The sequence below is a fragment of the Kitasatospora sp. RG8 genome (genome assembly GCF_017813315.1).
In the GTDB taxonomy this organism is placed as follows: Bacteria; Actinomycetota; Actinomycetes; order Streptomycetales; family Streptomycetaceae; genus Kitasatospora.
In genome coordinates, this window is sequence record NZ_JAGIYX010000024.1 from 116,735 (window position 1) to 136,979 (window position 20,245).

General features: G+C 74.4%; 16 protein-coding genes. 6 read left to right on the plus strand and 10 right to left on the minus strand.

From position 1 onward, the window contains the following. Positions 1–2: 2 nt before the first annotated feature. On the minus strand, positions 3–755 hold the full coding sequence (locus J5Y04_RS29435; RefSeq protein WP_148642723.1) for a response regulator transcription factor: 753 nt from the start codon (positions 753–755) through the stop codon (positions 3–5). Positions 756–1,142: 387 nt separating this feature from the next. Here J5Y04_RS29435 and J5Y04_RS29440 point away from each other — a divergent pair, with 387 nt between their 5' ends. The 5 genes from J5Y04_RS29440 to J5Y04_RS29460 all read left to right on the plus strand — a co-directional run bounded on the left by J5Y04_RS29440 (position 1,143) and on the right by J5Y04_RS29460 (position 6,449). Continuing rightward, positions 1,143–1,916: an amino acid ABC transporter ATP-binding protein gene (locus J5Y04_RS29440; RefSeq protein ID WP_148642724.1), complete on the plus strand. Its 774-nt coding sequence runs from the start codon at positions 1,143–1,145 to the stop codon at positions 1,914–1,916. Positions 1,917–2,094: 178 nt separating this feature from the next. Next, positions 2,095–2,994: a glutamate ABC transporter substrate-binding protein gene (locus tag J5Y04_RS29445; RefSeq protein WP_209415439.1), complete on the plus strand. Its 900-nt coding sequence runs from the start codon at positions 2,095–2,097 to the stop codon at positions 2,992–2,994. A gap of 49 nt (positions 2,995–3,043) precedes the next feature. After that, positions 3,044–3,694 (plus strand): amino acid ABC transporter permease, encoded by a 651-nt coding sequence (locus J5Y04_RS29450; RefSeq protein WP_148642726.1) that lies wholly within the window; start codon positions 3,044–3,046, stop codon positions 3,692–3,694. Beyond that, positions 3,691–4,542, plus strand: coding sequence for an amino acid ABC transporter permease (locus J5Y04_RS29455; RefSeq protein ID WP_209415440.1), 852 nt, complete (start codon positions 3,691–3,693; stop codon positions 4,540–4,542). The genes J5Y04_RS29450 and J5Y04_RS29455 overlap by 4 nt, the downstream gene beginning before the upstream one ends. Positions 4,543–4,709: 167 nt before the next feature. Then, the gene (locus tag J5Y04_RS29460; RefSeq protein ID WP_209415441.1) at positions 4,710–6,449 is read left to right on the plus strand and encodes an FAD-dependent monooxygenase; all 1,740 of its coding nucleotides are present in this window, start codon (positions 4,710–4,712) and stop codon (positions 6,447–6,449) included. Here the strand turns inward: J5Y04_RS29460 and rny are convergent. From rny to J5Y04_RS29495, 7 genes are all read right to left on the minus strand, one after another. Continuing rightward, a complete protein-coding gene (gene rny / locus J5Y04_RS29465) occupies positions 6,430–7,884 on the minus strand; it encodes a ribonuclease Y (protein WP_209415442.1) in 1,455 nt (484 codons plus the stop codon). The two genes, J5Y04_RS29460 and rny, sit on opposite strands and share 20 nt — an antisense overlap. Positions 7,885–8,071: 187 nt before the next feature. After that, positions 8,072–9,070 (minus strand): regulatory protein RecX, encoded by a 999-nt coding sequence (locus J5Y04_RS29470; RefSeq protein WP_245205655.1) that lies wholly within the window; start codon positions 9,068–9,070, stop codon positions 8,072–8,074. A 7-nt stretch (positions 9,071–9,077) separates the two neighbouring features. Then, positions 9,078–10,169 carry a recombinase RecA gene (recA, locus tag J5Y04_RS29475; protein ID WP_209415443.1) on the minus strand — a complete coding sequence of 364 codons (1,092 nt, stop codon included), beginning with the start codon at positions 10,167–10,169 and terminating at the stop codon, positions 9,078–9,080. Between the two features lie 153 nt (positions 10,170–10,322). Further along, positions 10,323–11,666: an AI-2E family transporter gene (locus tag J5Y04_RS29480; RefSeq protein WP_374106130.1), complete on the minus strand. Its 1,344-nt coding sequence runs from the start codon at positions 11,664–11,666 to the stop codon at positions 10,323–10,325. Positions 11,667–11,723: 57 nt separating this feature from the next. Beyond that, on the minus strand, positions 11,724–11,918 hold the full coding sequence (locus tag J5Y04_RS29485) for a DUF3046 domain-containing protein (protein WP_209415444.1): 195 nt from the start codon (positions 11,916–11,918) through the stop codon (positions 11,724–11,726). A 33-nt stretch (positions 11,919–11,951) separates the two neighbouring features. Further along, on the minus strand, positions 11,952–12,515 hold the full coding sequence (locus J5Y04_RS29490; protein WP_209415445.1) for a GNAT family N-acetyltransferase: 564 nt from the start codon (positions 12,513–12,515) through the stop codon (positions 11,952–11,954). 103 nt (positions 12,516–12,618) lie between these two features. Then, positions 12,619–14,202, minus strand: coding sequence for a S8 family serine peptidase (locus J5Y04_RS29495; protein WP_209415446.1), 1,584 nt, complete (start codon positions 14,200–14,202; stop codon positions 12,619–12,621). A 218-nt stretch (positions 14,203–14,420) separates the two neighbouring features. Here J5Y04_RS29495 and J5Y04_RS29500 point away from each other — a divergent pair, with 218 nt between their 5' ends. Beyond that, positions 14,421–19,196, plus strand: coding sequence for an ATP-dependent helicase (locus J5Y04_RS29500; RefSeq protein WP_209415447.1), 4,776 nt, complete (start codon positions 14,421–14,423; stop codon positions 19,194–19,196). A gap of 202 nt (positions 19,197–19,398) precedes the next feature. Here J5Y04_RS29500 and J5Y04_RS29505 read toward each other — a convergent pair whose 3' ends face one another. Together J5Y04_RS29505 and J5Y04_RS29510 are read right to left on the minus strand one after the other, a co-directional pair. Continuing rightward, positions 19,399–19,689 carry a hypothetical protein gene (locus J5Y04_RS29505; protein ID WP_209415448.1) on the minus strand — a complete coding sequence of 97 codons (291 nt, stop codon included), beginning with the start codon at positions 19,687–19,689 and terminating at the stop codon, positions 19,399–19,401. 54 nt (positions 19,690–19,743) lie between these two features. Continuing rightward, the gene (locus tag J5Y04_RS29510) at positions 19,744–20,112 is read right to left on the minus strand and encodes a helix-turn-helix domain-containing protein (RefSeq protein WP_030301568.1); all 369 of its coding nucleotides are present in this window, start codon (positions 20,110–20,112) and stop codon (positions 19,744–19,746) included. Positions 20,113–20,245 lie beyond the last annotated feature (133 nt).

Sequence of the window (20,245 nt, forward strand, 5' to 3'; positions counted from 1 at the left end):
GGTCAGCGCTCCGCGCGGGCCTGGGGGGCGTCCGCGGCGGCGGCCGGGCACTCGGGGATCAGGCGGTAGCCGACGCCCCGGACGGCCTCGACCAGGCCGGGCAGGGCGAGCTTGGTGCGCAGCGAGCCGATGTGCACCTCCAGGGTGCGGCCGTTGCCCTCCCAGCCGCTGCGCCAGACCTCGCTGAAGATCTGCTCGCGGCGGTAGACCACGCCGGGGCTCTGTGCGAGCAGCGCCAGCAGGTCGAACTCCTTGCGGGTGAGCGGGACGTCCCGGCCGTCGACGCTGACGCGGCGGCGTTCGCGGTCGATCGTGATGCCGCGCGACTCCAGTGGCCCCCGCTGCTGCGGCACGGTGTCGGGCGTGGGCACCGCGACGGCGGCGGGCGCGGCGCCGCGCCGGGCCACCGCGTGGATCCGGGCGAGCAGTTCGCCCATGTCGTAGGGCTTGGTGACGTAGTCGTCGGCGCCGAGGTTGAGCCCGTGGATCCGGGAGCGGATGTCGGCGCGCGCGGTCACCATGATCACCGGTACGCCGCTGCCGGCCCGGATCCGGCTGCAGACCTCGAAGCCGTCGCGGTCGGGCAGCCCGAGGTCGAGCAGGACCACCCGGTACGGCTCGTTGCCGTCCGGCACCAGCGCGTCGAGCGCCTCGTGCCCGCTACGGGCGTGCCTGACCTGGAAGCCGTGGCGTCCCAGCACCGCGACCAGCGCGGCGGCCACGCGTTCGTCGTCCTCGACGAGCAGTAGTCGCATCGTTCCTCCTCTCCCGGACGTTCCCCGGGGTGTTGCGTGATGTTCACGGGCCCCACCGGGCAGGTCCCGGTCCTGCGCAGTATGGGCCAGCCGGGCGCCGGACGCCAGGCTCGGCCACGCCCCGGGACCCCGCGGGACGCCGCGCGGCGGGGCGGATGCCCGCTGTGACCGTGCCCTCGGCGGGCCTCGTGAACACGCCGCGCGCGGCGTGTGGCCGGATCGTGATCCTCAAGTTCCGCTCAGATCGGCTGACGTGACATCGTCAGCGCTCCTATGGTCACCCCACCGGGGGCCGCGGCTCCGCCGGCCTCGGCCCCCGGCTCATCTATCACCATTGCCGCCCAAGGGAGTTCAGCTCTCGGGCTGATCTCCAGGAAGCAGGCCGCGATGACCGAGAGCCTCGTCAAGGACTCCAGCGCCGCAGCCGCCCCCCTGGTGGTGATGCGCGGGGTGAACAAGCACTTCGGCGCCCTGCACGTGCTCCAGGACATCGACCTGGAGATCGCTCAGGGCGAGGTGGTGGTCCTGATCGGCCCGTCCGGGTCGGGCAAGTCCACGCTCTGCCGGACGATCAACCGGCTGGAGACCGTCGACTCCGGCACGATCACCATCGACGGCCGTCCGCTGCCCGCCGAGGGCCGCGAACTGGCCCGGCTGCGCGCCGAGGTCGGCATGGTGTTCCAGAGCTTCAACCTCTTCGCGCACAAGACGGTGCTGGAGAACGTGGTGCTCGGCCAGGTCAAGGTCCGCGGGATCGCCCGTGACAAGGCCGTGGCGACCGCCAGGGAACTGCTGGAGCGCGTCGGTGTCGGCGCGCAGGCCGCGAAGTTCCCGGCCCAGCTCTCCGGCGGTCAGCAGCAGCGCGTCGCGATCGCACGAGCACTGGCGATGAACCCGAAGGTGATGCTCTTCGACGAGCCCACCTCGGCGCTCGACCCGGAGATGATCAACGAGGTGCTGGAGGTCATGCGCCAGCTGGCCGCGGACGGCATGACGATGGTCGTCGTCACCCACGAGATGGGCTTCGCCCGCTCCGCCGCCAACCGCGTGCTCTTCATGGCGGACGGCCGGATCGTCGAGCAGAACACCCCCGAGGCCTTCTTCACCGCGCCGCGCAGCGACCGCGCGAAGGACTTCCTCTCCAAGATCCTGCACCACTGACCGTCCCGGGCCCGCCGGGCCCTCCCGGACGTCCCGGAGCCTCCGGGTCTTCCCGACCCACCGGGCCGGCACCTGGTGGGCGGCGGCAAGGACGCCGCCGCCGACCCCGCCGACCCGGCCAACTTCCTGCCGCCAGAGCCCGGTTGCCCGTGGCCCAGCCCGAGGAGAGCTACCCCTCATGAAGACCCGTCGCACCCTCGCCGTCGCACTCTGCGCCGTCGCGCTGACCGCCACCGCCGCCTGCGGCAAGGACGGCACGCCCGGCGCCGCCTCGACCCCCAGCAACGCCCCGCAGCTGCCCACGTACACGGTCAAGACCGACGCCAAGGTCGACTCGACGGTGTTCACCGAGGCCAAGAAGCGCGGCCAGCTGATCATCGGTGCCAAGGCCGACCAGCCCTTCCTCGGCTTCGAGGACGTCGCCAGCGGCGACCGCAGCGGCTTCGACATCGAGATCGCCAAGATGATCGCCGCCGACCTCGGCTTCACCCCGCAGCAGATCAAGTGGGTGACCCTGGTCTCCTCGCAGCGCGAGCCGGCCATCTCCAAGGGCCAGATCGACTTCTACGTCGGCACCTACAGCATCAACGACGAGCGCAAGAAGTCGGTCTCCTTCGCCGGCCCGTACTACATCGCCGGCCAGGACCTGCTGGTGAAGTCGGACAACACCGCCATCACCGGCCCGGAGTCGGTCAACGGCAAGAACGTCTGCACCGCCACCGGCTCCACCTCGATCAAGAACATCCAGCAGTACTCGCCGAAGATCACCCAGTTCGACACCTACTCGGCCTGCGTCGAGAAGCTGATGTCCGGCGAGGTCGACGCCGTCACGACCGACGACGCCATCCTCAAGGGCTACGCCTCCAAGTTCGCGCCCAAGCTCAAGGTGGTCGGCAAGCCGTTCACCAAGGAGAACTACGGCGTCGGCCTGAACAAGGACGACGCGGCGCTGCGGACCGCGATCAGCGACGCGATCAAGGCCCACCAGGACAACGGCGACTGGAAGAAGGCGTACGACGCCACCCTCGGCCTCTCCGGCTCGGCTGCGCCCACGCCGCCGGCCCTGGAGCGGTACTGACCTCCGCCTGACCATCATTCCTGACCACTCCTGAGAGGAGGGCCGCCGGATGGGTTTCCTGTTCGAGGACGGCAACTTCGCGCTGTTCCGCGACGGCTTCCTGCAGACGATCGAGCTGAGCGCGCTCAGCGCACTGCTCGCCCTGCTGCTGGGCACCCTGCTGGCGGCCTTCCGGGTCTCCCCCGTCCCGGTGCTGCGCGGCTTCGGCACCGCCTGGGTGACGCTCTTCCGCAACACCCCGCTGACCGTGCTGTTCTTCGCCGTCGTCTTCGGACTGCCTCCGCTCGGCGTGCACCTCAGCTACCTCACCTACGCGACGTTGGCGCTCGGCAGCTACACCGCGTCCTTCGTCTGCGAGGTCTTGCGCTCGGGCATCAACACCGTGCCACTGGGCCAGGCCGAGGCGGCCCGCAGCCTCGGCATGACCTTCGGCCAGACGCTCACCCAGATAGTCCTGCCGCAGGCCGCCCGGACGGTGCTGGCGCCGATGAGCAGCGTCTTCATCGCCCTGCCGAGGAACTCGGCGATCGCCGGCGCGTTCAGCGTCACCGAGCTGTACAGCTTTCAGCAGACGATGTCCGAGCGCGGCTACTCGATCTTCGCGATCTTCTTCTGGGTGGCCTGCGCCTACCTGGTGATCAGCGCCACCGTCGCGCTGCTGTTCCGCTTCCTGGAAGACCGACTGGCGGTGGCCCGATGAACAGCCTCTTCACCCGGCCCTCCACGGCCAGCGTCCTGTACGACGCCCCTGGCCCGCGGGCCCGCACGCGGAACCGGCTGTTCGGGGTGCTGTCGCTCGTCGGCGTCGCCGGACTGGTCTGGTACGTCTTCGCCACGCTCGCCGACAACGGTCAGTTCGACGCCCAGCTCTGGGACGTCTTCCAGTACAGCACCGTCCAGCAGCGCATCGTCGACGGTCTGCTCTCCACCCTGGAGGCCTTCGGGCTGGCGGCGCTCTTCTCGCTCGTCCTGGGCGCCCTGCTCGCCGCCGGGCAGCTCTCCGACCACAAGCCGGTGCGGTGGGCGGCCGTCTCCTTCGTCCAGTTCTTCCGGGCGATGCCGCTGCTGATCCTGATCGTCGCGCTCTACTACGCGTTCTTCGCCAAGGAGCCGATGTGGGCCCTGGTGCTCGGGCTCACCCTCTACAACGGGTCCGTCCAGGCGGAGATCATCCGCAGCGGGGTCAACGCCGTCCCGCGCGGCCAGGGCGAGGCGGCGTACGCACTCGGCCTGCGCAAGACCCAGGTGATGACCACCATCCTGGTGCCGCAGGCGGTCCGCTCGATGCTGCCCTCGATGATCGGCCAGCTGGTCGTCACCCTGAAGGACACCTCGCTCGGCTTCATCATCACCTACCACGAGCTGCTGTTCATCGGTAAGGCCATCGCGACCCAGCCGATCAACGCGGCGGGCTTCCCCTACATCCCCGTCGTGCTGGTGATCGGGCCGATCTACATCGCGCTGTGCCTGCTCCTCACGGCGCTCGCCCGGTGGATCGAAGCACGCGGCCGTCGCGGCGCGAACCGGCGCACATCGGCTGCTGCTTGACGGACACGCAGGTGAACTGTTGCATTGCTCTTCGTGACACCATCCGGGACCATCCTCGCGGCATATGACGCCACCCCGTCGGCCCGCCCATGCCCGGAGGTCCCCGACGGCTCCGCACCGGTCCGCGGCCACCGCGCGCCGGCCCGCCCGCGACCGGAGGTCCCGGCATGGACCCGGTGATCGTGGTCGGGGCCGGGCCGGTCGGCCTGGCGCTGGCCCTCGCACTCGCCCGGCACGAGGTGCCGACGATAGTCCTGGACGAGGGTTCCGGACTCTGCCCCGAGGGCCCGCGCAGCGTCGTCCTCGGGGCGGACACCGCCGCCTTCCTGACCCGGATCGGCTATCCGCGGGCCGTCTCGGACGCCGCCCGGTGGGACGCGTTCACCATCTGGCGCCGCCGCCAGGAGGTGCTCCGGATCGACCTCGCCGACACCCCCGTCCTGCACCTGCCCCAGCACCGGCTCCAGCGCGGCCTGCGCGACGCGCTCACCGGCACCCCGCTGGTCCGGCTGGTCCCGCTGAACCGGGTCACCGAGCTCGAACAGGACCGCGACGGCGTCAGCGTCCGCACCCGCAACCCGCAGGACGGCACCGAGACCTGGTGGCGCGGCAGCCACCTGGTCGGCTGCGACGGCGCCCGTTCCACCGTCCGCAAGCTGCTGAAGATCCGCTTCCCCGGGCGGCCGGCCGTGGACCGCAACGCGATCGCCACCGTCCGCGTCGACCTGCCCTTCACCGAGGCCCGGCTGCACCGCGAGCCGCCGTGGCGCGGCGACCGGGAGGCCTCCGCCCGCCCGCTCCCGGACGGCGTCTGGCGCCTCGACTGGCGGCTGCCCCCGGGCAGACCCGCGCCCACCGAGCCGGTCGACCCGCACGCCACCTGGCCCGGCATCGTCACCGGCGGCACCCTGCTCACCCGGGTCACCGCCACCCTCACCGGCTGGTGCGGCGAGCTCCCCCGCTACGAGCTGCTCGCCGCCGCCGACCACACCGCCCAGCAGCGCCTCGCGGCCCGGTTCCGCAACGGCCGCTGCTTCCTCGCCGGCGACGCCGCCCACCTGCACGGCGCCCTCGGCATGCAGAACCTCGCCGACGGGCTGCGCGACGCCGACAACCTCGCCTGGCGGCTGGCCCTCGCCTGGCACCTCCACTCCGGCGGCCCCCAGCCCGGCGGCTCCCTGCTCGACGGGTACGAGGCCGAACGGCGCGGCGCGGTCGGCGCCCGGCTGCGCGCCGTCGACCAGGCCATGCCGCTGCTGCGCCCGCTGCGCGGCTGGCAGGCCACCCGCCGCTCGCTGATCAGCGGCTCGTTCCGCAAGCACGCGCCGCTGCTCTCCGACGGCCAGCTCGGCACCGGCCGCTTCGGCGGTGCCCCCGCCTACCCGGCCGCCCCCTCCGGCGTCCCCGGGCGGGTGCCCGTCCAGCGCGGCGCACGCGGCACCACCTCGCTCAGCGAGCTGCTGCCCGCCACCGCCCCCGGCGTCCTCGTCCCGGACCTGCCGGTGCTCGCCACCGACGGCACGCCGGACCAGCTGCACGCCCGGCTCGGCTCGACCTTCCTCCTGCTGCTGGTCGCCCCCGGCACCGCGGTCTGGTCCGCCGAGCACTGGCTGGGCGCCGGGCTGATGCCCCGGCTCGCCGAGGTCGCCGCGGCGCTGCCGGTGCCGGCCGAGGTGCTGGTCACCGAGGAATACCCGGGTGCCGGGCCGCACACCGTGCTGCTGATCCGGCCCGACGGCCACCTGGTCGGCGTCACCCAGGGCGCGGCCGCCGAGGACCTCCAGGCGCTGGCCGACGGTGCCCGGGGCGGGCCGCAGCCGCTGACCGGCGCCGCGGAGTCCGGGCCGGAGCCCTCCGCCGAGCCCGCCGTCCGGCCGGTGGACTCGCCTAGCGGGCCACCTCGGTGACCCGGCTCTCCCGGACCACCGTGACCCGGATCTGCCCCGGGTAGGTCAGCTCCTCCGCCACCTGCTTGGCGACCTCGCGGGCGATCACCTGCGCCCCGAGGTCGTCCACCTCCTCCGGCCGCACCATCACCCGCACCTCGCGGCCGGCCTGCATCGCGTACACCTTGGCCACCCCGTCGTGCGCCCGGGCGATCTCCTCCAGCCGCTCCAGCCGCCGGACGTACAGCTCCAGCGACTCCTTGCGCGCGCCCGGCCGACCGCCCGAGCAGGCGTCGGCCGCCTGGGTCAGCACCGCCTCGACCGTCCGCGGCTCCACCTCGCCGTGGTGCGCCGCGATCGCGTGCACCACGTCCGCCGGCTCGCCGTGCCGTCGCGCGAACTCCGCCCCCACCGCCGCATGGCTGCCCTCGGCCTCGTGCGTCATCGCCTTGCCGATGTCGTGCAGCAGCGCCGCACGGCGTACCGGCTCCGGGTCCACCCCGAGCTCGGCAGCCATCATGCCGCCCAGGTGCGCCGACTCCACCAGGTGCCCGAGCACGTTCTGCCCGTACGAGGCCCGGTAGCGCAGGGTGCCGAGGGTGCGGACCAGCTCCGGGTGCATCGCGCCGACCTTCACCGCCAGCAGCGCGTCCTCGCCGGCCCGGACGCAGCGCCGCGCGACCTCCTCGCGGCTGCGCTCGTGGACGTGCTCGATCCGCAGCGGGTGGATCCGGCCGTCCTCGACCAGTTGTTCCAGGGCCAGCCGGGCCGTCTCCCGCCGGACCGGGTCGAAGCACGAGAGCTGCACCGAGGCCGGGGTGTCGTCGATGATCAGGTTGACGCCGGTGACCGCCTCGAAGGCGCGGATGTTGCGGCCCTCGCGGCCGATGATCCGGCCCTTCATCTCCTCGTTCGGCAGCCGGAACACCGACACCGCCGTCTCGGCGGTCTGCTCGGCCGCCAGCCGCTGGACGGCCCCGGCGACGATCCCCCGGGCCCGCTCCTCGCCCTCCTCCTTGGCCGCCCGCTCGATCTCCCGGACGGTGACGGCGGCCTCGCGCCGGGCCTGCGCCTCGGCCTCCCGGACGAGTTGGGCCCTGGCCTGGTCGGCCGAGAGCCCGGCGGCCTGCTCCAGCGCCGTCGAACGGCGCCGCACCAGCTCGGCCGCCTCACGCCCGGCCTGCTCCAACGCGGCCGACCGTTCGGCGAGTTCGCCCTCCCGCGCGGCGAGCCGGCGCAGCTCCTCGGTCAACCGCTGCTCGCGCCGGTCGAGTTCGGCCCGCAGCCGCCCGGCCTGTTCCTCGGCCCAGCGCCGGGCCCGTTCGGTCTCGGCCGCGGCGCGCCGCTGCGCGCCCTGGAGGCGTCTGACCATCAGCCAGGCCGACACGACGACGGTGACCAGCACCACCGCCGAGAGCAGGGAGGCGACCGTTGCGGTGCTCAGCGCGATCCTCATCCTGGCCACTCCCCGTCCCTGCACGGCACGCCGTCCGGGACCAACCGCGACCGGGCGCGGGCATGCCTGCCCGCGGCGCGACCGGGGCGTGATCGACGCGCTCCCGCACTGAGTGCGAGGCTAAGCGCAGGTTACGAAACGGTCAAGACTGGCCTGGGACTTGGCGAACTCCCCCACCGCGCGGCCCTCACTCCCAGCCGTCGGCGGATGCTCCGTCCACGTCCTCTTCCTCCGGGCCCGCCACGGAGGCCTCGTCGTCCAGCGCCTCCCGGACCACCCGGAAGGCGAGGCCCTCCGAGTAGCCGCGCCGGGCCAGCACGCCGACCAGCCGGCGCATCCGGGCCTGCCGCTCCAGCCCGCGGGTCGCCCGGAGCTTGCGCTCGACCAGCGCCCGGGCCGCCTCGGTCTCGTCGTCGTGGTCGAGCTGCGCCACGGCCTGTTCGACCAGCTCGCCGGCCACGCCCTTGGTCCGCAGCTCCTGGGCCAGCGCCCGCCGGGAGAGGCCCCGGACGGCGTGCCGGGACTCCACCCAAGCCCGGGCGAAGGCCGCGTCGTCGATCAGCCCGACCTCCTCCAGCCGGGTCAGCACCTGCTCGGCGACCTCGTCCGGGATCTCCCGCTTGCGCAGGGCGTCGGCGAGCTGCTTGCGGCTCTTGGCCGCCCCGGTGAGCAGCCGCAGGCAGATGTCCCGCGCACGGGCCTCGGGGTCGGCCGGCTCCTCGGCCATGGCCCCACGCGCGGCCCGGCGCGGCTTCTCCGCCGTGCCGTCGCCGCCCGGATCCCACGCCTCCCCAGGCGCCGCCGCGTCCGTCCGGGCCCGTGTCCGGGCGCGACGACCGCGTGGCCCGGCGGCGGAGGAGGCGGGGGCGGCCGCACCCCCGTGACCGGCCGCCCCTTCCCCGGCCCGGTGGCCGGGGGGCTCCTCCTCCGCGAGCGCCGAGCGACGCCGGCGCCGCCCGGTGGGCAGCTCGGACGCGGACACCAGGCCGAGCCCGTCGACCGGCTCCCCCGGACCCGCCGACCGCTCGGGCCGCTCCCGCCGCGCGGGACGCTCCGACCGCTCGGGACGCACCGACCACGAGACCGGCTCCGGCTCCGGCTCCGCCACCGCGGCGAACCAGTCCGGCGGGCCGTAGTCGTCGTCCTCAGGGCCCGCCGGGCCTCCGCTCACCATGTCGTCCTGCATCAACGGCTCAGGCCTTGGCGGCCGCCGCCGTCTTCTTCGCCGCGGCCGTCTTGGCGGCGGTCGCGGTGATCGGTGCCTCGCCCTCGGCGGCCGGCTCCTCCGTCTTCGGGCCGATGCCCAGCTTGCCCTTGATCTTCCGCTCGATCTCGTCGGCCAGCTGCGGGTTGTCCCGCAGGAAGTTGCGGGCGTTCTCCTTGCCCTGGCCGAGCTGGTCGCCCTCGTAGGTGTACCAGGCGCCCGACTTGCGGATGAACCCGTGCTCGACGCCCATGTCGATCAGGCCGCCCTCGCGGCTGATGCCCACGCCGTAGAGGATGTCGAACTCGGCCTGCTTGAACGGCGCCGCGACCTTGTTCTTGACGACCTTGACCCGGGTGCGGTTGCCGACCGCCTCGGTGCCGTCCTTCAGGGTCTCGATCCGGCGGATGTCCAGGCGGACGGAGGCGTAGAACTTCAGCGCCCGGCCACCGGTCGTGGTCTCCGGCGAGCCGAACATGACGCCGATCTTCTCGCGGAGCTGGTTGATGAACACCGCGGTGGTGTTCGACTGGTTCAGCGCACCGGCGATCTTGCGCAGCGCCTGGCTCATCAGCCGGGCCTGCAGACCGACGTGCGAGTCGCCCATCTCGCCCTCGATCTCCGCACGCGGGACCAGTGCCGCCACGGAGTCGATGATCACCAGGTCGATCGCGCCGGAGCGGATCAGCATGTCGGTGATCTCCAGGGCCTGCTCACCGGTGTCCGGCTGGCTGACCAGCAGGGCGTCGGTGTCCACGCCGAGCTTCTTGGCGTACTCGGGGTCGAGCGCGTGCTCCGCGTCGACGAAGGCGACCGTGCCGCCGGCCCGCTGGGCGTTGGCCGCCAGGTGCAGGGTCAGCGTGGTCTTGCCGGAGGACTCGGGGCCGTAGATCTCGACCACCCGGCCACGCGGGATGCCGCCGACCCCGAGGGCGACGTCCAGTGCGGTGGATCCGGTGGAGATCACGTCGATCGGCTCGTTGGCCTTCTCGCCCAGGCGCATCACCGAGCCCTTGCCGAACTGCCGCTCGATCTGAGCGAGTGCGGTCTCAAGGGCCTTCTCGCGGTCCGTACCTGCCATGGCTTCCACCCTCGGGTTCTGTGCTGTGCGCTTCATCGTCCTCGACGCTAGCGCGTCCCACTGACAAACGGCCCAGACCGGGCTCGGCCTGTGGAAAACTCCTCGCCGGAGAGTACAAAGAACATCTGTTCGATTCAACCTCGCCCGTTCGACCTACCGCTCCCCGGCCCCGCCCTCCGGCCCCCGGTCGGCGCCCGGCCGCTGGTCGGAGGCCTGGTCCGTGTCGTCCGGGCCCGCCCCGGCCCCGACCATCCGCCGCAGCCGGCGCGCCGCCTCCCGGCGCAGCTCCCGCCGCGCGCGCCGCTGCGCCCCCCGGTCGATCCGCGGGTCGGTCGCCACCTCGTACCGGCGCACGTACGTTCCGACGAACCCCTGGAGGGTGGCCGCCGCCGGGATGGCGATCAGCGCCCCCACCGCTCCGAGCAACGCCGCCCCGGCGATCACCGCGCCGAACGCCACCGCCGGGTGCACGTCCACCGTCCTGGCGGTGATCCGTGGGTGCAGCAGGTAGTTCTCGACCTGCTGGTAGACGACCACGAACACCAGCACCCAGAGCGCGTCCACCGGCTCCACCGTGAGCGCGACCAGCACCGGCAGCGCACCCGCCAGGTACGTCCCGATGGTGGGCACGAACTGCGACATGACGCCGACCCAGACCGCCAGCGCCACCGAGTAGGGCAGGTCCAGCGCGGCGAACATCACCCAGTGCGCGAGCGCCGACGCCACCGCGAGCAGCGCCCGGGAGTAGAGGTAGCCGCCGGTCTTGGCCAGCGCGATCTCCCAGGCCCGCAGCACCTCGCCCTGCTTGGCGGGCGGCAGCAGCGAGCAGACCGTGCGGCGCACCCGGGGGCCCTCGGCGGTGAAGTAGAAGGTGAAGAGGCCGACCGTGAAGGCCTGGAAGAGCCCGCCGATCAGCGTGGAGGAGACGCCCCAGACGTTGTCGGCCGCCTGCTGGGCGTAGGTCTCGATGGCACCGGAGTCCTTGAGCAGCTTCTTCTGCAGCTCGTCCAGCGAGAGGTCCTGCTGGAAGGTCCGGTTGATCCAGTTGATCAGGTTGTCGAGCAGGTGCGGGAGGTCCACCGCGATCTTCGCCACCTGGTCGACCAACAGGGTGCCGAGCGCGGCCAGGAAGCCCGCGACCGCGACCGCGAGCGCGACGAAGACCAGGAAGGTGCCGACCCCCCTGCGCACCCCGCGGGCCGCCATCCGGTCCACGGCCGGCTCCAGGGCCAGCGAGAGGAAGAAGGCGACCAGCAGCATCACGAAGAGGTCGATCAGCTGGTGGAAGGCCCAGTCGGCGAGCTGGAACAGTCCGACCAGGAGCAGCGCCAGCACCATCGCACGGGGCAGCCAGCGCGGCATCCCGGTGCCCCAGAGCCCGTCGGCCACTCCCCGGGCCGGGTCCGCCGCGGGTGCGGTGGCGGGCGGCGGGCCCGCGGCCTCGTCGACGGCGCGCGCCGACCTGTCCGAATTCTGTGCTTCTGGGCTGCTTGTCACCCGGACAGTCTGTCCCATCCCCGACACCCGTCCGAGCACCGGGCACCGGTCACCCGTTCAGCGCAGCAGCGCCGACACCCCCTGGGTGTCGCAGACCACCCGCCAGACGTCCTTGGCCTCCCAGCCCGCCTCCAGCGCCTGACGCACCGTCCGCCCGCCCAGCTCGGTCATCACGTGATCGGCGGCGAAGGACTCCGCGTACACCTCACCGAAGTGCTCGTACATCCGTCGCCAGAACTCCGTCAGCCTCATGCCCACCAGTATCCCGGACCGGGCTCCGCAGGCTCAGGCCTTCCAGTCGCCCGCCTCCAGCGCGTACTCGACCTCGCCGTGCTCGCTGCCGGGGATCCGCTCGGGGTAGTCCTCGTGGAACGTCCGGACGTAGCGCAGCCCGCTCTTCTCCATCACCCGCCGCGAGCCGCTGTTGACCGCCATCGTGTAGGCCACCACCCGTCGCACGCCGAGTTCGGTGAAGCCGTGGCGGACCAGCGCCCGCGCCCCCTCGGTGGCGTACCCGTGCCCCCAGGCCGGCCGGCGCAGCCGGTAGCCGAGCTCGACCTCGCTCCGGCCCGTCGGGTCCTGGGGATCCGTCGGGCGGAACTCGAACCAGCCCAGGAAGGCCCCGCCGTCGCGCTCCTCGGCCGCCCACCAGCTGAGGTCGCCGTACCGCTCGTAGTGCGCGAGGTAGAGCGGCAGCACCTTCTCCTCGACCACCTCGCGCGGGGTGGCCCGGCCGCCGGTGAGGTAGCGCATCACCTCGGGGTCGCCGTCGAGCTCCACCAGGCGGTCGGTGTCGGCGGAGGTGAAGCGGCGCAGGACCAGCCGCTCGGTGGCGAGGTATACGGTCATCCCCCGATCCTCGCCCGGCGTGCCCCGCCCGTCACCTGGTTTTCCACCGGCCGTCCGCACCCGCACTCAGTGCGCAGCACGGGCCCGGTGCGGCAGGGCGGGCTCAGTGCGGCAGGGCGAGCATGCCCGCGCCGTAGTACTGGCGGTCGCCGCAGCCGAGCGGCCCGGGCGGGCAGGCGGCCGCCGCGGTGGCGGCCAGCAGGGACGCGAGCTGGTCCGAGCCCCAGTCCGGGTGGAGTGCGGCGGCCACCGCGACCGCGCCGGTGACGTGCGCCGCGGACATCGAGGTGCCCGCCAGCGCCGCGTACTGCCCGCCGGGCCAGTCCGAGACGATCGCGCCGTGCGCCCCGGCGTCCGGGTCCCCGCCGGGGGCGGCCAGGGAGACCTTGCCGCGCCCGTAGTTGGAGTACGCCGACGGGCCGCCGTCGCGGTCGACGGCGGTCACCGTGACCACCCCGGGCAGCTCGCCGGGCAGCCGGATGCACTCGGTGCCGAGGTACCGGGACTGCGCCGGGCCGGAGACGCGGTCGTTGGGGCTGCGGTCGTCGGCGCGGGGGGCGCCGAGGTCCTGTCCGTCGTTGCCGGCCGAGGCCACCACGACCGCGCCCTGCCGCCGGGCGTAGCCGACCGCCCGGTCCACCGCCGCGGTCAGCGCGGCCTGGTCGGGGTCCTGCGGGCAGTTGTACTTCCACGGGTCGGCGAAGTAGCTGTTGTTGATCGCCTTGGCGCCGTGGTCGGCGGCCCAGAGCATGCCGCAGACGATGTTCTCCGCGTAGTACTGGCCGAGCGGGCCGAGCAGCCGGACGGCGGCGATCCGGACGCCCGGGGCCACGCCGCTGACGCCGTGGCCGTCCCGGGCGGCGCCGACGATCCCGGCGACGTGGGTGCCGTGGCCGCTCTCGCCGACGCCGGGGTCGGGCCGCCAGGCGCCGGTCCGGGCGTCGGGGCGGCCGTCGGCGCAGGAGGCGGAGCTCTTCGGGTCGACGGCGGCGCGCAGGTCCGGGTGGCTGTCGTCGACGCCGGAGTCGAGCACCGCCACCAGCACCTTGCGCAGCGCGTCCGCGGAGGGCTCCCCCGGGCTCGGGGAGGGGGTGCGCAGCAGGGTGGGCGGGGTGTCGCCGGCCGAGCCGACGGGCGCGCCGAGCATGGCGAGGTTCCAGGCGTCGTGCTCGCCCGGGTCTGCCACGGTGGCGGTGGCGTCGTCCCCGAGGTCGGCGCTCCGGCGCCCGCCCGTTCCGGGGCCGCCGTCGGCGCTGCGGTCGCCGCCGGCCCGGTCGGCGCCGGTCCCCGCGCCGAAGTCCCCCGCGCCGTCCAGCGGCCGGGGCGGGCTCGGTACCGGCGCGGTCCGGGTGGCACCGGCCGCGGCCACCCCCGGCCGGGCCCGGACCTTGTCGGCGAAGCCGCCGGGGGCGTACGCGAGCACGGCCCCGATCTGCGGGTACTCCTGGACGACCTGTCCGCCGGCGGCCCGCGCCTCGGCCCCCGCCCTGGCGGCGCCCGCGGCGTCCTCCTGCTCGGCCAGCACCAGGTAGCTGAGGTAGGACCGGCCGGGTCCGGCCACGTACGGGACGGCGCCGCCGGCCACCAGCGCGGTGAGCAGCATGGCGAGCAGTGCCCGCAGGGGGCCGCGGGCCCGGTGCGGTCCGGCCTGGGCGGGACCGCTGCCGGACGGGTGCGCCTGCGCCATGGCACGGTCTCCGCTCGTCGGTCCCGGTCGGTCACGGGAGGCCCGGTGGTCACGGGGGTGTGGCTGTCCTCGAAGAGCCCTCTGTCCGAATCATCACCATATGAGTTGATAGTCTTCTTTGCCTTTTTTAACTCCACCGGACGGCGCGCGGACGACGCCCCGGCCGCCCACCGCCCGCCGGCCCGCCCGTTGTCAGTGCCACCCGGCACCATGGGGGCATGGCGCCGCAGACCCACCCCCAGCCGCCCGCCGACCCCCTGGCCGGTTTCGCCCCGGCCACCCGGGCCTGGTTCACGGGGGCCTTCCACGCGCCCACCACCGCCCAGGCCGAGGCCTGGCACGCCATCGGGCAGGGGACGGACGTCCTGGTGGTCGCCCCCACCGGCTCCGGGAAGACGCTCGCCGCCTTCCTCTCCGCCCTGGACCGCCTCAGCAGCACCCCGGTGCCCGCCGAGCCGAAGCGCCGCTGCCGCGTCCTCTACATCTCGCCGCTCAAGGCCCTCGCCGTCGACGTCGAGCGCAACCTCCGCGCCCCGTTGGCCGGCCTGCGCCAGGCCTCCGTCCGGCTCGGCCTGCCCGAGCCCGACGTCCAGGTCGGCATCCGTTCCGGCGACACCCCGGCCGCCGACCGCCGCCGCTTCGCCACCCACCCGCCGGACATCCTGATCACCACCCCCGAGTCGCTCTTCCTGCTGCTCACCTCCGCGTCCCGCGAAGCCCTGCGCGGCATCGACACCGTGATCCTGGACGAGGTGCACGCCGTCGCCGGGACCAAGCGCGGCGCCCACCTCGCGCTCTCGCTGGAGCGGCTGGACGAGCTGCTGGAGCGCCCGGCCCGCCGGATCGGCCTCTCCGCCACCGTCCGCCCGGTCGAGGAGGTGGCCCGCTTCCTCAGCCCGCAGCGCGGCGCCACCGTCGTCCAGCCCGCCTCCGCCAAGGAGTTCGACCTCTCGGTGGTCGTCCCCGTCCCCGACCTGGACGACCTCCCGGCCGCCCCCGGCGTCGGCGGCGCCCCCGACGGCGACCCGGCCCGGCTGGGGGTACCTCCCGGCCGCCAGGCTGGGGGCACGTCGATCTGGCCGCACGTCGAGGAGCGGATCGTCGACCTGGTCCAGGCCCACCGCTCGACCATCGTCTTCGCCAACTCCCGCCGCCTCGCCGAGCGGCTCTGCAACCGCCTCAACGAGATCGCCGTCGAACGGGCCACCGGCACCGCCCCCGCCGAGGCGCACGCGCCCGCCCAGCTGATGGGCGGCTCCGGCGCGGCCAGGGGCGCCCCGCCGGTGATCGCCCGCGCCCACCACGGCTCGGTCTCCAAGGAGCAGCGCACCCTGGTCGAGGAGGAGCTCAAGGCCGGCCGGCTGCCCGCCGTGGTCGCCACCTCAAGCCTGGAGCTGGGCATCGACATGGGCGCCGTCGAGCTGGTCGTCCAGGTCGAGTCGCCGCCCTCGGTCGCCTCCGGCCTCCAACGGGTCGGCCGGGCCGGCCACCAGGTCGGCGCGGTCTCCACCGGCGTCTTCTTCCCCAAGTACCGGGGGGACCTCGTCCAGTCCGCCGTGGTCACCGAACGGATGCGGGCCGGCCGGATCGAGGCGCTGCGCATCCCGCGCAACCCGCTGGACGTGCTGGCCCAGCAGCTGGTCGCGATGACGGCGCTGGACACCTGGCCGGTGGACGACCTGCTCGCCGTGGTCCGCCGGGCCGCGCCGTTCGCCGGCCTGCCGCAGTCCGCCTTCGACGCCGTGCTCGACATGCTGGCCGGCCGCTACCCCTCGGACGCCTTCGCCGAGCTGCGCCCCCGCCTGGTCTGGGACCGCGTGGCCGGCACCGTCACCGGCCGCCCCGGCGCCCAGCGGCTCGCCGTCACCTCCGGCGGCACCATCCCCGACCGCGGCCTGTTCGGCGTCTTCATCGCCGGCTCGACCGCGGCCGACTCGACGACGGGGCGCAAGGGCGGCGGAAGGGTCGGGGAGCTCGACGAGGAGATGGTCTACGAGTCCCGGGTCGGCGACGTCTTCACCCTCGGCACCACCTCCTGGCGGATCGAGGAGATCACCCACGACAAGGTGCTGGTCACCCCGGCCCCCGGCATCCCCGGCCGGCTCCCGTTCTGGAAGGGCGACACCCTCGGCCGCCCGCTCGAACTCGGCCGCGCCCTCGGCGCGTTCACCCGCGAGCTGGGCTCCATGGAGCCCGCGGCCGCCACCGCCCGGCTCCGGCAGGCCGGTCTGGACGACTGGGCCGCCGGCAACCTGCTCGACTACCTCACCGAGCAGCGCACGGCCTGCGGCCACCTCCCGGACGACCGCACCATCGTGGTCGAGCGCTTCCGGGACGAACTGGGCGACTGGCGGATCGTCATCCACTCCCCCTTCGGCGCCCAGGTGCACGCCCCCTGGGCCCTCGCCCTCGCCGCCCGGCTGCGCGAGAAGCACGGCCTCGACCCGCAGGTCATGCACGCCGACGACGGCATCGTGCTCCGCCTGCCCGACGCCGACCTGCTGGCCCCCGACTTCGACTTCGGGAGCCCGGGCGGCGGGGCGGCCTCCGACGACGCCCCGGTCGGCGCCGACGCCGCCCTGTTCGACCCGGGCGAGATCGAACAGCTCGTCACCGACCAGGTCGGCGGCTCGGCCCTGTTCGCCTCCCGCTTCCGCGAGTGCGCCGGCCGGGCCCTGCTGCTCCCCCGCCGCAGCCCCGGCCGCCGCACCCCGCTCTGGCAGCAGCGCCAGCGCGCCGCCCAGCTCCTGGAGGTCGCCTCCGAGTACGGCTCCTTCCCGATCGTGCTGGAGGCCGTCCGCGAATGCCTCCAGGACGTCTTCGACGTGCCCGGACTGGTCGAGCTGATGGGGGACCTCGAATCCCGCGCCGTACGCCTGGTCGAGGTCACCACCCCCGAGCCGTCCCCGTTCGCCCGATCACTGCTCTTCGGCTACGTCGCCCAGTTCCTCTACGAGGGCGACTCCCCGCTCGCCGAGCGCCGCGCCGCCGCCCTCTCGCTCGACTCCCGGCTGCTCTCCGAGCTGCTCGGCCAGGCCGAGCTGCGCGAACTGCTCGACCCGCAGGTCCTCGCCGAGCTGGAGGCCGAGCTCCAACGCCTCACCCCCGAGCGCCGGATCAGGGACGCCGAGGGCGTCGCCGACGCGCTGCGCCTGCTCGGCCCGCTCACCGAGGCCGAGCTCACCGTCCGCGGCGCCGATCCGCTCTGGGCCCTGGAGCTGGAGGCCGCCCGCCGGGTGATCGCGGTCCGGATCGCCGGCGAGCAGCGCTGGGCGGCCGTCGAGGACGCCGGCCGGCTGCGCGACGCCCTCGGCACCCCGCTGCCGGTCGGCGTGCCCGAGGCCTTCACCGAACCGGTCAAGGACCCGCTGGGCGACCTCCTCGCCCGGCACGCCCGCACGCACGGCCCGTTCACCGCCGCCGAGGCCGCCGCCCGCTTCGGGCTCGGGACGGCCGTGGTCACCGGCACCCTGCACCGGCTCACCGCCGCCGGCCGCCTCGTCCAGGGCGAGTTCAGGCCGGTGGAGGGCCACACCGCCACCGTCGAGTGGTGCGACGCCGAGGTGCTCCGCCGGCTGCGACGCCGTTCGCTCGCCGCCCTGCGCCAGGAGGTCGAGGCCGTACCGCCGCGTGCGCTGGCCGCGTTCCTCCCGCAGTGGCAGCACCTGGCCGGCCACCGGCTGCGCGGCCCCGACGGCCTGCTGCGGGTGGTCGAGCAGCTCCAGGGCACCGCCCTGCCCGCCTCCGCACTGGAGAAGCTGATCCTCCCGGCCCGGCTCGCCGACTACTCCCCGAACCTGCTGGACGAGCTGATGGCGGCCGGCGAGATCGGCTGGTCCGGCGCCGGCGCGCTGCCCGGCAAGGACGGCTGGATCAGCCTGCACCTCGCCGAGACCGCCCACCTGCTGCGCCCCGAGCCCGTCCCGCCGACCGTCACCCCCGTGCACACCGCGCTGATGGAGGCACTGGCGGGCGGCTACGGGCTCTTCTTCCGCCAGCTCGTCGCGCACCTGCCGGACACCCCCGAGGCCGAGCTCGTCGAGGCGCTCTGGGACCTCGTCTGGGCCGGGTACGTCAGCAACGACACCCTGGCCCCGCTGCGGGCCCTGCTCGGCTCCGGGCGGACGGCCGGCGCGACGGCGCACCGGGCGCCCAGGGCCACCCCGCGCGGCCGCTACGGCGGCGCCGGCCGCCCGTTCGGCCGGATCGGCGGCGCCCTGCGCAGCGGCCCGCCGACGGTGGCCGGGCGCTGGTCGGTGCTGCCCGCCTTCGAGGCCGACCCGACGGTCCGCGCCACCGCCCGGGCGCAGAACCTGCTGGACCGGCACGGCCTGCTCACCCGGGGCACCGTGGTGGCCGAACGGGTCCCGGGCGGGTTCGCCGGGGTGTACCGGGTGCTGGCCGCGATGGAGGAGCGCGGCCGGGCCCGCCGGGGCTACTTCGTGGAGGGGCTGGGCGGCGCCCAGTTCGCCATGGAGGGCGCCGCGGACCGGCTGCGGTCGGTCAACGGCCGGCTGGAGCGCGCCCGGGCCAACGAATGGTCGGCCGGCCCGGCGGCCGAGCCGCCGCAGGTGCTGGTGCTGGCCGCCGCCGACCCGGCCAACGCCTACGGTGCCGCACTGCCCTGGCCCGAGCCGCCCGGGGCAGCGGACGGGCGGGACGGGGCCGCGGAGGCCGCAGAGGGGGCCAAGGGGAGCAGGGCGGCCAAGGCGCACCGGCCCGGCCGCAAGGCGGGTGCCCTGGTGGTCCTGGTCGACGGCGAGCTGGCCCTCTACGTCGAACGCGGCGGCAAGTCGCTGCTGGCCTGGCCGGAGGACGAGGCCACCCGCGCGCTGGCCGCTTCGGCCCTCGCCTCGGCCGTCCGGGCGGGCGCGCTCGGCAGTGTCACCGTCGAACGGGCCAACGGCGAGCCCGCGCTCGGGTCGGCGCTCGGCGCCGCCCTGGAGGAGGCCGGCTTCCACGCCACCCCGCGCGGCCTGCGGCTGAGGCCCTGACGGACGGCCACCGGCGGACGGGCCCGGCGGACGGCCCCGGGGGACGGGCCGGTCCGGGACGCCCGGGCGTCCCGGACCGACGGCCCCGGACACGGCGAAGGCCGCGGGCGGGTTTCCCGCTCCGCGGCCTTCGGACCGCAACACTCAGGTACTCGTTCCGCCCGCAACGCCGGAGGGCTCCCCGGGGGATCACCCGGGCACGTCATCCGATCGGAGGCTCCGCCTCCACCGGGGCCGCCGGATCACCCGTCCGGCGCGGCGACGGTCCGGTGGCGCACCGGTCGGCGTGGACCGGGATCAGCCCGAGGCCCCAGCCGCCGGCCGCGAGCAGCCCCAGCGCGGCACCGTCGGCCGGTTGTCCCCGGACCACCAGCACCCAGCAGCCGAGCCCGCCCGCAAGGATCACCAGGCCCGCACGCAAGGGCCGGGGCACCAGGCGCCCCAGCCGTATCCGTATTCGGCCTTCGGCGTACGCCGTCGCGGTTCTCCGCACAACCGCCCTCCTTCGCTCGCCCCGGGCACCAGGCGCCCGGGCGTCGAGGCCAGGTCAGGCGGCGACCACGTCCATCGCGGCGGCCTTGGGCGAGATGTTCGCCCGGTCGGTGCCGGGGGCGGGCAGCGGTACCGGTTCGAGCACCGGCCTCAGCAGTTCACCTTCGGAGAGGGTGGCCATCGCCGCAAGTTCGGCGAGCGAGAGTTCGTCGCTGACCTCGCGCATGACCTCGGACATGCGGACATCGAGTGCGTCGCAGATCGCGGAGAGCAGCTCCGAGGAGGCCTCCTTCTGTCCCCGCTCGACCTCGGAGAGGTAACCGAGCGAAACCCTGGCGGCTGCCGACACCTCGCGGAGTGTGCGGCCCTGGCGCTGGCGCTGCCGACGCAGTACATCGCCCAGTAGGCGACGGAGCAGGATCATCGGTGCCTCCCTCCTCGGACTGCGGATCGAGATGTCACGCCCCCACCGTACCGCCTTGCCCGCTTCGCGTGCGGGGACCATGGTCGTGTTCACTCTGGGCTGCAAGGCTGTCCCCTCCCCTGTTTCGGTGTCG